General features: G+C 68.0%; 13 protein-coding genes. 12 read left to right on the top strand and 1 reads right to left on the bottom strand.

What is annotated here, in order from left to right:
• The 10 genes from BJP32_RS17725 to leuB form a co-directional block, all read left to right on the top strand.
• Positions 1 to 241: hypothetical protein (locus tag BJP32_RS17725; protein WP_233126842.1), on the top strand; the 241-nt coding region annotated here is incomplete at its 5' end.
• Positions 242 to 641: 400 nt separating this feature from the next.
• Positions 642 to 2,384 carry a dihydroxy-acid dehydratase gene (locus BJP32_RS13465; RefSeq protein ID WP_046653121.1) on the top strand — a complete coding sequence of 581 codons (1,743 nt, stop codon included), beginning with the start codon at positions 642 to 644 and terminating at the stop codon, positions 2,382 to 2,384.
• A 12-nt stretch (positions 2,385 to 2,396) separates the two neighbouring features.
• Complete coding sequence (ilvC, locus tag BJP32_RS13460; protein ID WP_076224481.1) at positions 2,397 to 3,410, top strand: ketol-acid reductoisomerase; 1,014 nt, start codon at positions 2,397 to 2,399, stop codon at positions 3,408 to 3,410.
• A gap of 31 nt (positions 3,411 to 3,441) precedes the next feature.
• Positions 3,442 to 5,148, top strand: coding sequence for an acetolactate synthase 2 catalytic subunit (gene ilvG / locus BJP32_RS13455; RefSeq protein WP_076224479.1), 1,707 nt, complete (start codon positions 3,442 to 3,444; stop codon positions 5,146 to 5,148).
• A 2-nt stretch (positions 5,149 to 5,150) separates the two neighbouring features.
• Complete coding sequence (locus BJP32_RS13450; protein WP_046653132.1) at positions 5,151 to 5,402, top strand: ACT domain-containing protein; 252 nt, start codon at positions 5,151 to 5,153, stop codon at positions 5,400 to 5,402.
• A complete protein-coding gene (locus BJP32_RS13445; RefSeq protein WP_046653115.1) occupies positions 5,402 to 6,649 on the top strand; it encodes a 2-isopropylmalate synthase in 1,248 nt (415 codons plus the stop codon). The genes BJP32_RS13450 and BJP32_RS13445 overlap by 1 nt, the downstream gene beginning before the upstream one ends.
• Positions 6,633 to 7,607 (top strand): branched-chain amino acid transaminase, encoded by a 975-nt coding sequence (locus BJP32_RS13440; RefSeq protein WP_046653114.1) that lies wholly within the window; start codon positions 6,633 to 6,635, stop codon positions 7,605 to 7,607. The genes BJP32_RS13445 and BJP32_RS13440 overlap by 17 nt, the downstream gene beginning before the upstream one ends.
• Positions 7,594 to 9,054 (top strand): 3-isopropylmalate dehydratase large subunit, encoded by a 1,461-nt coding sequence (gene leuC / locus BJP32_RS13435; protein WP_076224477.1) that lies wholly within the window; start codon positions 7,594 to 7,596, stop codon positions 9,052 to 9,054. Before BJP32_RS13440 ends, leuC begins: the two co-directional genes overlap by 14 nt.
• The gene (gene leuD / locus BJP32_RS13430; RefSeq protein ID WP_076224475.1) at positions 9,047 to 9,649 is read left to right on the top strand and encodes a 3-isopropylmalate dehydratase small subunit; all 603 of its coding nucleotides are present in this window, start codon (positions 9,047 to 9,049) and stop codon (positions 9,647 to 9,649) included. The genes leuC and leuD overlap by 8 nt, the downstream gene beginning before the upstream one ends.
• The gene (gene leuB / locus BJP32_RS13425; protein ID WP_076224473.1) at positions 9,649 to 10,764 is read left to right on the top strand and encodes a 3-isopropylmalate dehydrogenase; all 1,116 of its coding nucleotides are present in this window, start codon (positions 9,649 to 9,651) and stop codon (positions 10,762 to 10,764) included. Before leuD ends, leuB begins: the two co-directional genes overlap by 1 nt.
• 56 nt (positions 10,765 to 10,820) lie before the next feature.
• On the opposite strand, the gene BJP32_RS13420 is transcribed toward leuB, so the two are convergent.
• On the bottom strand, positions 10,821 to 11,414 hold the full coding sequence (locus BJP32_RS13420; protein ID WP_003166716.1) for a TetR/AcrR family transcriptional regulator: 594 nt from the start codon (positions 11,412 to 11,414) through the stop codon (positions 10,821 to 10,823).
• Between the two features lie 161 nt (positions 11,415 to 11,575).
• Between BJP32_RS13420 and BJP32_RS13415 the strand changes: the two genes are divergently transcribed.
• Positions 11,576 to 12,763 carry an efflux RND transporter periplasmic adaptor subunit gene (locus BJP32_RS13415; protein WP_003166715.1) on the top strand — a complete coding sequence of 396 codons (1,188 nt, stop codon included), beginning with the start codon at positions 11,576 to 11,578 and terminating at the stop codon, positions 12,761 to 12,763.
• A gap of 30 nt (positions 12,764 to 12,793) precedes the next feature.
• The gene (locus BJP32_RS13410) at positions 12,794 to 16,063 is read left to right on the top strand and encodes an efflux RND transporter permease subunit (protein ID WP_040346509.1); all 3,270 of its coding nucleotides are present in this window, start codon (positions 12,794 to 12,796) and stop codon (positions 16,061 to 16,063) included.

The following is a 16,063-nucleotide window of genomic DNA, read 5'->3' as shown; positions in this document are numbered from 1 at the left end:
GCAAGACGCTTTTTCAAACCCTTGCCCCGAACAAAACCCCGAAAACACCGTCTCCGAAGCCCGCTGGGCCAGCCCGTCTCCGAGCGAGGCGGCGATATACGTCCGCTCTTTCCGACTGGCAAGCGGCTTTTCACAAAAAGTCCAAGAAACTCAACGAACCAGAGTCGTCCGCGCCTTACTTCCGGCGCCCTTCACGTACGCGCGCGTCTGGAGAGCTAAAGAGAAATCGGCCTTAGGATGAAATTTTTATCCCAGACACGCACTTGAGCGACTGTTTTTGGCGTTCAAATCCCGCAGCGACGCCGCCGCAGGGTTCTTTCTTCCATAATTCGTGCATCCGCGGTTGCGCCGCAACATTCGGCGAGGCATAAGAGCGCCAGTTCGAAAGGTCTTTCCTTGTCCCACCGCGCCGCCATCGCTGCGATCCCGAGCCCCGCGCAAGCGGCGGCCGATCTGCGCGTGCTGTCGCTGGGCGTACTCCTTCTCTCGGTAATTCTCATTCCGCTTAGCCAAGCGGTGTGGATGCCTGCGACCTGACCTGAACCCAGCCAGTTTCGCCCATTCACCCCGCTCCGGCTCCGGACGCGGGGTTTTTCTTGTGCCCAGCTCAACACCGACAGGCAAGAAGTTCCAAAATCACAATGACGACGCCTTCTGACAGCACGAAACAGCCCAACAGCCGCTCGGCGGCCGTCACCCAGGGCCCGAACCGGGCTGCGGCGCGGTCCTATCTGCGCGCGGCGGGGATGCAGGACGCCGATTTCGACAAGCCGATGATCGGCATCGTCAACACCTGGTCGACCGTCACGCCCTGCAACATGCACCTGGACCGTCTGGCCAGGGATGTGCGGGCCGGGATCGTCGCCGCAGGCGGCTATCCGGTCGATTTCAACACCATCGTCGTCACTGACGGCATCTCCATGGGCACGGCGGGGATGAAGGCCTCGCTGATCAGCCGCGAAGTCGTCGCCGATTCCATCGAACTGGCCATCGAGGGGCATCAGCTGGACGGCGTCGTCTGCATCGTCGGCTGCGACAAGACGATTCCCGCCGCGGCCATGGCCCTGGCCCGCATGGATATCCCCGGCCTGGTCTATTACGGCGGCACCATCCTGCCCGGCGTCATCGGCACGAAGGAAGTCTCGGTCCAGGAAGTGTTCGAGGCCATCGGCGCCCACGCCGCCGGTTCGCTGGACGATGCGGGCCTGAAGGCGGTCGAGAGCGCGGTCTGCCCCGGCGCCGGCGCCTGCGGCGGCCAGTTCACGGCCAACACCATGGCCATGGCCCTATCGATGATGGGGATCAGCCCCATGGGCGCCAATGACGTGCCCGCCGTCGACCCGGCCAAGGGCGCGGAAGGCGAGCGCTGCGGCCGCCTGATCGTCGAGCGCGTCTTCGCCGGAGACACCGCCCGCAAATACATCACCCGCGCCAGCCTGAAGAACGCGGCCATCGCCGTCTCGGCCTCGGGGGGATCGACCAACGCCGTCATGCACCTGACCGCCATCGCGGCCGAGGCGGGCGTCGATTTCGGCGTCGAGGACTGCCACCAGGCCTGCGTCGAGGCGCCGGTCATCTGCGACCTGAAGCCGGGCGGGCGTTTCCTGGCCTCGCACCTGTATGCGGCGGGCGGCACGCGCCTGGTCGCTCAACGTCTGGCCGAGGCGGGCAAGATCGCCAACGTCCCGACCGTCTCGGGCCGCAGCCTGTTCGCCGAAGCCGGCGACGCCGAAGAGCAACCCGGCCAACAGGTCGTGACCGACTTCGACGCGCCGGTCATGGCGCGCGGCTCCTACGCCGTCATCTATGGCGATGTCGCGCCGGAAGGCGCGGTCATCAAGCTGACCGGCCATAAGGTCGATCGTTTCGAAGGCCCGGCCGCCGTCTTCGACTGCGAGGAAGACGCCTTCCACGCGGTTCAGGATGGTTCGGTCGGCGAAGGCGACGTCATCATCATCCGCTACGAAGGCCCCAAGGGCGGCCCCGGCATGCGCGAGATGCTGCAGGTCACCGCCGCCCTGAAGGGCCGCAAGGTCGAGAACGTCGCCCTGCTGACCGACGGCCGCTTTTCGGGCGCCTCCTACGGCTTCGTCGCCGGCCACGTCTCGCCCGAGGCGGCGGCGGGCGGCCCCATTGCTCTCATTCGCGATGGCGATCCGATCGTCATCGACGTCACCAACCGAAGGATCGACGTGCTCGTCGATCTGGAGGCGCGCCGGGCGGACTTCGCCCCCAACCGTGTCCGCCCGGCGCAAGGCGTTTTCGCGAAGTACCGCGCCGCCGTCGCCTCCGCCTCGCAAGGGGCCGTGACCATTCCCAATCCGCCGCCGGCTCAGATCCCCGCCGATCTGGCCGCGCGCCCCACCGAAACCGCTGCTTCTTAAGGACGTCCTTCCATGGCCATCACCATCTACACCAATGAAGACATCAAGCCGGGCGCCATCGCCGGGCAACGCATCGCCGTCATCGGCTATGGGTCGCAGGGCCGCGCCCACGCCCAGAACCTGAAGGATTCGGACCACGACGTGATCGTCGGCGTCCGTCACGGCGGCACGGGCTGGAAGCACGCGACCGAGGACGGCCTGGCCACGGCCGAGCCTGCCGAAGCCGTTCGCGGCGCTGACATCATCGCCATCCTGACGCCCGACATGATCCAGAACGAGATCTATCGCGACGTCATCGAGCCGAACGCCAAGCCCGGCTCGGCCCTGCTGTTCGCGCACGGCTTCTCGATCATCTATGACCGCATCACCCCGCGCGACGACATGGACGTCATCCTGGTGGCGCCCAAGGGGCCGGGCGATCTGGTCCGTCGTGAGTTCGCGCGCGGCCGCGGCGTCCCCTCCCTGTTCGCCATCGAAAAGGACGCGACCGGCAAGGCGCGCGACCGCGCCATGGGCTACGCCAAGGGCATCGGCGGCGCGACCGGCGGCCTGCTCGAGACGTCGTTCCGCGAAGAGACGGAGACCGACCTGTTCGGCGAACAGGCCGTCCTATGCGGCGGCGCCAAGGAGCTGGTCATCCAGGGCTTCAACACCCTGGTCGAGGCCGGCTACCAGCCCGAGATCGCCTATTTCGAATGCCTGCACGAGCTGAAGCTGATCGTGGACCTGTTCTACGAAGGCGGCATCTCCAAGATGCACCACTTCATCTCGGAAACGGCCAAATGGGGCGCCGTCGCCAGCGGTCCGCGCGTCATCACCGACGAGACCCGCGCCCGCATGAAGACCGTGCTGGACGAGATCCAGAGCGGCCAGTTCGCCCGCGAATGGATCGCCGAGAACGACGCCGGCAAGCCGAAGTACGAGGCCCTGCTGGACGCCGACCGCAACAGCCAGATCGAACAGGTCGGCGCCCGTCTGCGCGACCGCATGGCCTGGCTGCAGACGGCCAAACAGGCCGCCGCCTGACCCTCTGTATATATAAAGAGAGACTGATCCGATGAGCGCCGCCGCGCCCGCCCTGAAAACACCCCCCGCCCCGGCCGTCATGACCGGCGCGCGCCTGCTTGTCTCCAGCCTGGAGCGGATGGGCGTGGAGGTGGTGTTCGGCTACCCCGGCGGCGCCATCATGCCGATCTACGACGCCCTGACCGGCTCGTCGCTGAAGCACATCCTGGTGCGCCACGAACAGGCCGCCGCCTTCGCCGCCGACGCCTATGCCCGGCTGAGCGGCAAGGTCGGGGTCTGCATGGCCACCTCAGGCCCCGGCGCCACCAATCTGATCACCGGCATCGCCAACGCCATGATGGATTCGGCGCCGATGGTCTGCATCACCGGCAATGTCCCCCAAGGGGTCATGGGGACCGACGCCTTTCAGGAGATCGACATCCTGGGCGTCACCCTGCCGATCGTGAAACACTCCATCCTGGTCCGTGACGCGGCCGAGATTCCGGCCGCCATCGAACAGGCCTTCCACATCGCCGCCTCGGGCCGCCCCGGCCCGGTGCTGGTCGACCTGCCCAAGGACGTCCAGTTCGCCGAAACGGTCGTCCCGTTCGGCTTCAACATTCCCAATGAGACGACTGAGGCCGATCCCGACGCCATCGCCGAGGCCGAACGCTTCATCCGCGCCGCCGAGCGCCCGCTGATCTACATCGGCGGCGGGGTGAAGATCGGCCGCGCGACCGAGGCCCTGCGCGCCTTCGCCGAGACCACCGGCATTCCCGCCGTCGCCACCCTGAACGCCCTGGGCACGGTGCCGACGGACGCGCCCGGCTTCCTGGGGATGTTGGGGATGCACGGCGCGCGCGCGGCCAATGAAGCGGTTCAGGCGTCCGACCTGCTGATCGTCATGGGCGCCCGCTTCGACGACCGCGCCACGGGCAAGCTGGCCGAGTTCGCCCCTCATGCCCGCGTCGTCCACTTCGACGTCGACGCCTCGGAGATCGGCAAGCTGCGCGAAACCCACGTCGCCGTCGGCGGCGAGATCCGCCCGGCCATCGAGGCCCTGACCGCGCGCATGTCGGCGGCGCCGCTGGCGATCGACCCTTGGGTCATCCGCTGCGCCTCGGCGGCCGAGCGTCACGCCGCCCGCTATGACGCGCCGGGCGAAGGCGTCTACGCCCCGGCCCTGCTGAAGCAGTTGTCCGAAATGGCGGGCGACCGCTTCGTCGCCGCCTGCGACGTCGGCCAGCATCAGATGTGGGCCGCCCAGCACTGCCGCTTCGCCCGGCCCGAAGCCCACATCACCTCGGGCGGTCTGGGCGCCATGGGCTTCGGCCTGCCCGCCGGTCTGGGCGCCCAGATGGCCGACCCCGATGCGGTCGTCGTCACCATCGCCGGCGACGGCGGCTTCATGATGAACGTTCAGGAGCTGGCGACCCTGCGCCGCTACGGCGTGCCGCTGAAGATCGTCCTGCTGGACAACTCTTCCCTGGGCCTGGTGCGCCAGTGGCAGGAGCTATTCTTCGAAGAGAACTATTCCGAGATCGACCTGTCCGACAATCCGGACTTCGTGAGGGTGGCCGAGGCCTTCGGCGTCGAGGCCTTCCGCATCGACCGCCGCGATCAGGTCGAGGCCGGTCTGGCCCGCCTGCTGGCCGCCGAAGGCGCCTGTCTGGCCCACGTCGTCATCGACCCCAAGGAAAACGTCTGGCCGCTGGTGCCGCCGGGCAAGAGCAACGCTGAAATGATGGAAGGCGCATGATCATGAGCGACACCATTCACATCCAGATCGACCGAGCCGACGGCTCGCTTCAGCGTCTCATCGGCCTGGTGGAGCGCCGCGGCTTCCACATCGACGGCATGAGCATGGCCGATGAAGGCGCGATGCGCCGCATCGCCCTGACCGTTCGCGGGCGTGACGCCGCCCGCTCCATCGACAACCTGGGCCGCCAGATCGACCGCCTGATCGGCGTCGCGCGCATCCAGGCCCAAACCTTCCAGTCCGAGGCGGCGTAATGTCCCGAGTAGAACGCGTATCCAAAACCGCCCAGATTGCGGCGTCCGACCCCAACCGCGTCATCATCTTCGACACCACCCTGCGCGACGGCGAACAGGCCCCCGGCTTCTCCATGTCGGCCGAGGCCAAGCTGAAGATGGCCCATGTTCTGCGCGACCTGGGCGTGGACGTGATCGAGGCGGGCTTCGCCGCCGCCTCGCCGGGCGACGAGGAATGCATCCGCCGTGTGGCGGGCGAGATCGAGGGCCCGGTCTTCGCCTCCCTGTCGCGCGCCAACGAGAAGGACATCGACGCCTCCTTCCGCGCCCTGGCTCCGGCGCCGAAATCGCATCGTCGCTGCCACGTCTTCCTGGCCACCAGCCCGATTCACCGCTCGGCCAAGCTGCGCATGAGCACCAACGAGGTGCTGGCCACGATTTCGCGCACGGTGGAATACGCCGCCTCGATGTTCGACGACGTGGAGTTCTCGGCAGAGGACGCCTTCCGCACGGAACCCGAGTTCCTGGCCGAGGCGCTGACGGCCGCCGCCGACGCGGGCGCGCAGACGCTGAACGTGCCCGACACCGTCGGCTACGCCACGCCGGAAGAAGCGCGCCAGCGGTTCGCCTATCTGGACGGGATCATCCGCCCGCGCCACGCGGACATCATCTTCTCCTCGCACTGCCACAACGACCTGGGTCTGGCCGTGGCCAACTCCCTGGCCGCGGTCGAGGGCGGGGCGCGCCAGATCGAGGGCGCCATCAACGGCATCGGCGAACGGGCGGGCAACGCCTCGATCGAAGAAGTCATCATGGCCCTGCGCACCCGCGCGGACCGCTATGGGGCGACGGTCGCCGCCGAGAGCCGCCATCTGGTGCGCGCCTCCCAGACCCTGCGCGACGTGACCGAGACGGTCATCGCCCGCAACAAGGCCATCGTCGGCCTGAACGCCTTCGCCCACGAGGCAGGGATCCACCAGCACGGCATGATGGCCGACGCCCGCACCTACGAGATCATGCGTCCCGAGGACGTCGGTTTCGAGGGCAGCTACTTCGTGCTGGGCAAACATTCCGGCCGCCACGCGGTCGGCAAGCGGGCCGAGGCTCTGGGCCATGTGCTGGAAGGCCAGCGCCTGGCCGACGTCTTCGCCGGCTTCAAGCAACGCGCCGACCAAATCGGCGAAATCAATGACGCGGAACTGACCGCCATCATCGCGGCCGTCACGGCCTCCGCACCACAGGATACGACCTATGCAACCGCTGGCTAAGAACATCTGGATCAACGGCGAACTGACGGCGTGGGAGAACGCCACGGTTCATGTCATGAGCCACGCCCTGCACTACGGCACCTCGGTGTTCGAGGGCATCCGCGTCTATGACACCCCCAACGGTCCGTGCGGCTTCCGCCTAACCGACCACATCCGTCGCCTGTTCGACAGCGCGCGCATCTACCACTTCCCCATGCCTTATAATGAGGGCGAGCTGGTTCAGGCCTGCAAGGAGGTGGTGCGCGCCGAGGGTCTCCGTTCGGCCTATCTGCGGCCGCTGGCCTTCCTGGGCGAGTGCGGCATGGGCGTCAGCCCCTCGGCCGAGGCGATCCGCAGCGATGTGATGATCTCGGCCTTCGCCTGGGGCGCCTATCTGGGCGAAGAAGCGCTGGAGAAGGGCGTCGACGCCTGCATCTCCAGCTGGAACCGCGTGGCCCCGAACACCGTCCCGGCGGGCGCCAAGGCGGGCGGCAACTATCTGTCCTCCTATCTGATCGGACGCGAGGCCCGCGTGCGCGGCTTCGGCGAAGGCATCGCCCTGGGCGCCGACGGCCTGCTGTCCGAGGGTGCAGGCGAGAACCTGTTCATCGTCAAGGACGGGGTGCTGATGACCCCGCCCGCCGCCGCCTCCATCCTGCAGGGCATCACCCGCGACAGCGTGATGAAGCTGGCGCGCGGCCTGGGCTATGAGGCGCGCGAACAGGTGCTGCCGCGCGAAGCCCTCTATGTCGCCGACGAGGTCTTCATGACCGGCACGGCGGCCGAGATCACCCCCGTCCGCTCCATCGACGGCATCATGACCCGCGCAGGCGGCCCCGGCCCGGTGACCAAGGCGGTGAACAAGGCCTTCCGCGGCCTGTTCGACGGCACGACGCCCGACCGCTTCGGCTGGCTGGAGCCCATCGGCGAGGCAGAGAACGCCGCCCCGACGAAGGAGCGCGCGCATGAGCCAGCCTAAAACCCTGTATCAGAAGGTCTGGGACCGGCACGTCGTGGTGCCGGAAACCGCCGAGACTCCGGGCGTCATGTATGTGGACCTGCATCTGGTCCACGAAGTCACCTCGCCCCAGGCCTTCTCCGAAATCGAAGCGCGCGGGCTGAAGGTCCGCCGTCCCGACCGCACCTTCGCCACCCTGGACCACTCGACCCCCACCCTGCCCGCCGGGCCGGACGGGAAACGCCCCTATGTCACCGAACAGGCGCGCCGTCAGGTCGAGACGCTGGAGGCCAACTGCGCCCGTCATAACGTCGAACTGGCGGGCTGGGGCTCGGACCAGCGCGGCGTCGTCCACGTCATGGGGCCGGAGCTGGGCCTGACCCAGCCGGGCATGACCGTCGTCTGCGGCGACAGCCACACCGCCACCCACGGCGCCTTCGGGGCGCTGGCCTTCGGCATCGGCACCTCGGAAGTCGGCCATGTGCTGGCGACCCAGTGTCTGCTGCAGCGACGGGCCAAGGCCATGCGGGTGACGGTCGACGGAGCCTTGCGCCCCGGCGTGTCCGGCAAGGACGTGGCGTTGGCCGTCATCGCCGCCATCGGCTTCGGCGGCGGCACCGGCTACGTCATCGAATACGCCGGCCAAGCCGTCCGGTCGCTGGACATGGAAGGTCGCATGACCCTGTGCAACATGTCCATCGAGGCGGGCGCGCGGGCGGGCATGATCGCCCCTGACCAGACCACTGTCGACTGGCTGCGCGGCCGTCGCCATGTCCCCGCCGACTATGAGGCCGCCGCAGCCGACTGGCTGAGTCTGGCCTCGGACCCCGACGCGGTCTTCGACAAGGAGGTCGTGCTGGACGGCGCCGCCATCCGCCCGATGGCCACCTGGGGCACCACCCCGGACGCAGGCGCCCCCGTCGGCGCGCCCGTGCCGCAGCCGCGCTCGGCCTCGGACCAGAAGGCCATCGACTACATGGGCTTCACCGCCGGCGAGGCGACCACCGGCCACAAGGTCGACGTGGTCTTCATCGGCAGCTGCACCAACGGCCGCCTGCCCGACCTGCGCGCCGCCGCCGAGGTCCTGCGCGGCCGCAAGGTCCAGCCGGGCGTGCGGATGCTGGTCGTCCCCGGATCGGAAGCCGTCCGCCGCGACGCCGAGGCCGAAGGTCTGGACCGGGTCTTCACCGAGGCGGGGGCCGAATGGCGCATCCCCGGCTGCTCCATGTGCATCGCCATGAACGGGGACTTCGTCGCGCCGGGCCAGTTGGCCGTCTCAACCTCCAACCGCAATTTCGAGGGCCGTCAGGGCAAGGGCGCCCGCACCATACTGGCCAGCCCCGCCACCGCCGCCGCCAGCGCCGTCGCCGGGGTGTTGACCGACCCGCGCGTCTATCTGTCGGGGACGGCTCCCCTCAAGCAGTCGAGCGCCGCGCGCGAGGCGATAGGGGAGACCCAAAATGTCTGAAGCGTTCAAGACCCTGACGTCGAAGACCCTGACCCTGAGTCAGGCCAACATCGACACCGACCAGATCATCCCCGCGCGCTTCCTGACCACCACCACGCGCGAAGGTCTGGGCGCCCACGCCTTCCACGACTGGCGCTATGAGGCCGACGGCTCGCCCAAGCCCGAGGCGGTGCTGAACCGCATCGACCCGACCGAACAGCGCATCCTGTTGGCGGGGCCGAACTTCGCCTGCGGCTCGTCGCGCGAACACGCGCCGTGGGCCCTGCTGGACTACGGCTTTCGGGCGGTGATCTCGACCGAGATCGCCGACATCTTCACCTCCAACGCCCTGAAAAACGGCTTCCTGCCCATCGTCGTCGATCAGGCGACTTGGGACGACCTGGCCGCCCATCCGGAACAGCCGGTGACGATTGATCTGGACGCCAATGATATCCGGCGCGGCAACGCCCCGGCCGTGCCGTTCAAGGTCGAGTCCTTCGCCCGCCAGTGCCTGCTGGACGGGGTCGACGCCCTCGGCTGGCTTCAGTCGAAACTGCCCTACGTCACCACCTTTGAACGCCTGAGAAACGACGCCTTTCAGCCGGAGACCGCCTGATGACCGCCCATGAAACGCCCGTCGCCCGCACCTTCGACATCGCCGTCCTGCCTGGCGACGGGGTCGGTCCCGAAGTCGCCCTGGCCGCCCAGCGGGTGTTGACCTGCATCGGCGACATCTACGGGCACCGCTTCAACTTCACCGAACACCTGATCGGCGGCGCCGCCATCGACGCGACGGGCGACTCCCTGCCGGAAGAGACGAAAGCCGCCTGTCTGGCCTCCGACGCCGTGCTGCTGGGCGCGGTCGGCGGGCCCAAGTGGGACGGCGCCCCGGTGCGTCCGGAACAGGGCCTGCTGGCCATCCGCAAGGCCATGGGCCTGTACGCCAACCTGCGCCCGTTGCAGGTCTCGCCGGTCCTGGCCCACCGCTCGCCGCTGAAGAAGGAGATCGTCGAGGGCGTCGATCTGATCGTCTTCCGCGAACTGACCAGCGGCGTCTATTTCGGCGAGCGCACCCGCACCGAAACCCAGGCGTCCGACCTGTGCGTCTATACGGTCGAGGAGATCGAGCGCGTCGCCCGCGCCGCCTTCCAGGCCGCCGAACAGCGCCGCGGCAAGGTCACTTCGGTCGACAAGGCCAACGTCATGGAGACCAGCCGCCTGTGGCGCGAGGTCGTGACCCGCATCCACGCCGAGGAATATCCGCAGATCACCCTGGAGCACGCCCTGGTCGACTCCATGGCCATGCACCTGATCCGCAAGCCGCGCGACTATGACGTCATCCTGACCGAGAACATGTTCGGCGACATCCTGTCAGACGAGATCTCTGTGCTGGGCGGCTCCATCGGCCTGCTGCCCTCGGCCTCCCTGGGCGCCGACGGGCCGGGCCTGTTCGAGCCGATCCACGGCTCGGCGCCCGACATCGCCGGACAGGATCTGGCCAATCCGGTCGGCATGGTGCTGTCGGCGGCCATGATGCTGCGCCACAGCTTCGATCTGGAGGATGAGGCCGATTCCATCGAGGCGGCGGTCGCCGCCGTCCTGGCCTCGGGCGCCGTCACCGCCGATCTGGGCGGGCCGCTGGGCACGGTGTCGGCCACCCGCGCCATCGTCGACGCCATCCGCGCCATCCACTGGGCGGCGGCGCGCCATGTGCCGATGCACTGGGCCTAGACGGGGTTGCCATAAGACAGAGACAAGAGGCGGGCCGCGGTCCGCCTCTTTTCAATTCAGCCGTCGATCAGGCCCTGAAGCGCCTTGGCCATACGGTCGCGCAGGCGGCCCCGCTGTTCATCCGTCAGAGCCGAAAAGCCGTCCGACAGTTCGCGGCCGATGGCCATGCCCATGATCAGGCCTGACGCGAGGCGCGCCCGCACGGCCGCGTCCTCGCCGCCGATCCACTGAGTCAGGGGATCGAAGAAGCGGTTGTTCGCCGTGCGCTGCACCACGTCCATCGCCTTGGTCGAGCCGATCGAGCGCAACAGGATCAGCAAGCCGCGCATCTTCTCGCCGGTCGGGTCAGCCTCGCACCGAGCCGCCTCGCCATAGACGACTTCCGTCGCCAGGCGCTGGCCGAAATCGGCGCGGTCGCCTTCCATCAGGTCACGCCCGTTCTTGCAGCTGTCCAGCACCGCCAGGAACAGATCTTCCTTCGAGCCGAAATAGCGGCTGATCAGCGCCGCATCGACGCCGACGTCGCGCGCCACGTCGCGCATGCCGACATCATCATAGCTTTCCGCGCAGAAACGCTCGCGCGCCGCCTCCAGAATGGCCTGGCGGGTGGCGTTGGCGTTACGCGGCCGGGGAACGTCGCAAAGGACCAATTGGTCGCACTCCAATAAACCTTACGGACTATATGGCCTTGTCATCAGGCGTTGACAAGCGTCGCCTTCGTCGTCTTTAAGTCAGCCGGTGTTGACTGGACGCCTTCTCCCCAAAGAGCGACAGTCTCTCTGATCACGTTACTCCCAAGGAGATTGCGCCGATGCGCACGGTTAAGATCGCGGCCGCGTCCGCTTTGATGGCGGCCGCCCTCTATGGCTGTTCCAAGGGACAGGAGGCGCCCGCCCAGGGCGCGCCGCCCGTCACGGTGGCCGCGCCCCTGTCGCAACAGGTCGTCGACTGGGACGAATTCACCGGCCGCTTCGAGGCGCCTCGCTCGGTCGACGTACGGGCGCGTGTCGGCGGCTACATCCAGTCGGTCCACTTCAAGGACGGCGACTTCGTGCGCCAGGGCCAGCTGCTGTTCACCCTGGACCCGCGTCCGGCCCAGGCCGCCCTGGCCTCGGCCCGCGCACAACTGGCCCAGGGCCAGGCCCAGCTGACGCTGGCCCGCACGGAACTGACTCGCGCCGAGGGCCTGCTGGCCTCGCAGGCCGTGTCCCAGGCTGAGGTCGACGCCAAGCGCGGCGCCGTCCAGACCGCCGAGGCCGCCGTGGCCGCCGCCAACGCCGCCATCCGCGCCCGTCAGCTGGACGTGGAGTTCACCCGCGTCACCGCCCCGATCTCGGGCCGCGTGTCCGACCGCCGGGTCGATCCGGGCAACCTGATCGGCGGCGGCTCGTCGGCCGGCGACGTCCTGACCACCATCGTCTCGTCCTCGCCGATCTACTTCGTCTTCGACGGCTCCGAAGCCCTGGCGTTGAAGTACCAGCGCGACGCCCGCAACGGTTCGGCCCCGATCCGCATCCGCCTGCAGGACGAGACCAGCTACGACCGCACCGGTACGCTGGACTTCACCGACAACGCCATCGACGCCTCCTCGGGCACCATCCGCCTGCGCGCCGTGGTGCAGAACGCCGACGGCTTCCTGAAGCCCGGCATGTTCGGTCACGCCCAACTGGCCGGTTCGGGCGGGTACGCCGCCATGCTGGTGCCGGATTCCGCCGTCGTCACCGACGGTCCGCGCAAGGTGGTCTACGTCGTCGCCAAGGATGGCACGGTCGGCGCCAAGCCGGTCCAGCTGGGTCCGCTGGCCAACGGCCTGCGCGTCGTGCGCACGGGCCTGACGCCGGACGACCGCGTCATCATCAACGGCCTTCAGCGCGCCCGCCCGGGCCAGAAGGTCACCGCCCAGAACGGAACCATCAAGGCTGAGGAAACCAAGGCCGACGCGCCCGTGACCACGGCCCCCGTCGCTTCGTCCGCCACCTTCGTCGCCAGCGCCGGCTGAGGAGGAGGCTCACGAGCCGGAACCTGATCCATGAACATATCCCGCTTCTTCATCGACCGGCCGATCTTCGCGATCGTGATCTCGGTCTTCATCACCCTGATCGGCGCCTTCGCCATGCCGATGCTGCCGCTCGCGCAGTATCCGGACATCGCGCCGCCGACGATCAGCGTGAACGCCTCCTACGCCGGCGCCTCGGCTGAAACCCTGTCCGAAACGGTCGCCGCGCCGCTCGAACAGGAGATCAACGGCGTCGAGAACATGCTTTACATGACCTCGTCGTCCACCTCGGACGGCCGGGTCACCGTGACCGTGACTTTCCAGCCCGGCACCGACCTCGACACCGCTCAGGTGCTGGTCCAGAACCGGGTCGCCCTGGCCGAGCCGCGCCTTCCGGCGCAGGTCCGTCAGGTCGGCGTCGTCGTCAACAAGGAGTCGACCGGCTTCCTGATGCTGGCCTCGCTGACGTCCGACGATCCCGGCATCGACAGCGACTATCTGGGCAACATGGCCCAGTCGACGATCCGCGACCGCCTGCTGCGGATCGACGGCGTCGGCGGCATCCAGGTCTTTGGCGGCGGCAACTACTCCATGCGCATCTGGATCGATCCGGCCAAGGCGGCCGCACGCGACCTGACCGCGCCCGAGATCGTCGCCGCCCTGCAGGCCCAGAACGTCCAGGCCGCCGGCGGTTCGATCGGCCAGCCTCCCTTCCCGACCAACGCTGCCGCCTTCGAGCTGCCGGTTCAGGTCGAGGGCCGTCTGTCGGCTCCGGAAGAGTTCGGCAAGGTCGTGCTCAAGACCGACGCTCAAGGCCGCGTGACCCGCGTCAGCGACGTCGCCCGCATCGAGCTGGGTTCGGAAATCTACGGCGTCGAAGGCTACTTCAACGGCCAGCGCGGCGTCGGCATCGCCGTCATCCAGCAGCCGGGCTCCAACGCCCTGTCGACCGCCAAGGCGGTCATCGCCGAGCTGGACGCAATCAAGGCCGACTTCCCGCCCGGCGTGAAGTACGCCATCCCCTATAACCCGACGGAATACGTCGCCGCCTCGGTCTCGGCCGTGGAGCACGTGCTGATCGAAGCCGTCTTCCTGGTGATGATCGTCATCCTGGTCTTCCTGCAGACCTGGCGCGCGGCCATCATCCCCATCATCGCCATCCCGGTGGCCCTGGTCGGCACCTTCGCGGTGCAGCTGGCCCTGGGCTATTCCATCAACTCCCTGTCGCTGTTCGCCCTGGTTCTGGCCGTCGGCATCGTCGTCGACGACGCCATCATCGTGGTCGAGAACGTCGAGCGCTACATCCGCGAGGGCCTGACGCCCAAGGAGGCGGCCTACCGCTCGATGCAGGAAGTGTCGGGCGCCCTGATCGCCATCTCCCTGGTGCTGACGTCGGTGTTCGTGCCGACGGCCTTCGTGCCCGGCATCCCCGGCATCTTCTTCCGTCAGTTCGCCGTCACCATCGCCTCGGCGACTCTGATCTCGCTTCTGGTGTCGCTGACGCTGTCGCCGGCCCTGGCCGCGCTTCTGCTGAAGCCGCACAAGGAGCACGACCATCACCGCAAGCCGGGCCTGTTCGGCACGGTGACTTATTACCTCGGCTGGGCCGGGGCCAAGTTCAACGAAGGCTTCGACTGGGTCTCGGACCGCTACGGCCGCCTGACGGCCAAGCTGATCCGCATGGTCACCATCATGCTCGTCATCTACGCCGCCCTGCTGGCGCTGACGGGCTGGCGCATGGCCGACACCCCGACCGGCTTCATTCCGGACCAGGACCAGGGCGTGCTGATCGGCGTCGTCCAGCTTCCGCCGGGCGCCTCGCTGGAACGCACCAAGGCCGCCATGAACAAGGCCGTGGACATCGTCCGCAAGGCCGACGGCGTGCAGGAAGTCACCGCCTTCGCCGGCCTGGACGGCTCCAGCTTCTCGCTGTCGTCCAACGCCGCCACCATGTTCATCAAGCTCAAGGACTATGAAGAGCGCACCACGCCCGAACTGGAGGCCTCGGCCCTGGCCGGCGCGCTCAGCGGGGCGACCGGCGTCATCGAGGAAGCCAGCATCTTCATGCTGTCGCCCCCGCCCGTTCAGGGCATGGGCACCGGCTCGGGCTTCAAGATGATGATCCAGGACCGTTCCGGCGCCGGCTTCAAGGCTCTGGAAGGCGCGACCTTCGCCATGATGGGCGCGGCCGCCCAGGCGCCGGATCAGGTGCAGCAGGTGTTCAGCCTCTACAACACCGGCTCGCCGCGCATCGCCGCCGAAGTCGACCGCGACAAGGCCCTGCTGATGGGCGTCCAGCCCTCGACCGTGTTCAGCACCCTGGGCACCTACCTCGGCTCGACCTACGTCAACGACTTCAACTTCCTGGGCCGCACCTTCCGTGTGACCGCCCAGGCTGAGCCCGCCTATCGCGACGAGCTGGCCGATATCGCCAACCTGAAGGTCCGTTCGGGCTCGGGCGGGATGGTGCCGATCGGTTCGGTGGCGACCCTGGCCGACGATTCCGGCCCGGCGCGCGTGGTCCGCTACAACCTGTTCCCGGCTTCGGAACTGCAGGGTGAAGCGGCGCCCGGCGTGTCGACCGGCGACGCCATCGCCACGATGGAGCAGCTGGCGGCCCAGACCCTGCCGGAAGGCTTCAGCTACGAGTGGACCGAAATCGCCCTGCAGGAGAAGCAGGCGGCGGGCGGCGCGACCATCATCTTCATCATGGCGGTGGTGTTCGTCTTCCTGGTGCTGGCCGCTCAGTATGAGGCCTTCACCCTGCCGCTGGCGGTCATCCTGATCGTGCCGATGTGTATCCTGGCGGCCATTATCGGGGTGAACCTGCATGGCCTGGACAACAACATCCTGACCCAGGTCGGCCTGGTGGTCCTGATCGCCCTGGCGGCCAAGAACGCCATCCTGATCGTGGAGTTCGCCAAACAGGCCGAGGACGAAGAGGGCCTGAACCGTTGGGACGCCGCCGTCCAGGCCGCGCGCCAGCGTCTGCGCCCCATCCTGATGACCTCGTTCGCCTTCATCTTCGGCGTGCTGCCCCTGGCCATCGCCACGGGCCCCGGCTCGGAGATGCAGAACGCCCTGGGCATCGCGGTGGTCTATGGGATGCTGGGGGTGACCTTTTTCGGTCTGATCTTCACCCCCGTCTTCTACGTCATCTGTCGCTGGATGGCGGGCAAGCTGCCCAAGGCGCCGGGCAAGGAGCGCGAGCTCCCGACCAGCTTCGGCGCTCCGCCGCACGACCCCTTTGACCCCGACGGCCCGGAACCGGCTCCCGCCGCTCCGCGCCAGGGAGATGCGTAA

It is taken from the genome of Brevundimonas sp. ZS04, from assembly GCF_001956865.1.
GTDB classification, from domain to species: domain Bacteria; phylum Pseudomonadota; class Alphaproteobacteria; order Caulobacterales; family Caulobacteraceae; genus Brevundimonas; species Brevundimonas diminuta.
Note: the sequence above shows the minus strand (reverse complement) of the source record. Positions and strands in the feature narration are given on the sequence as shown.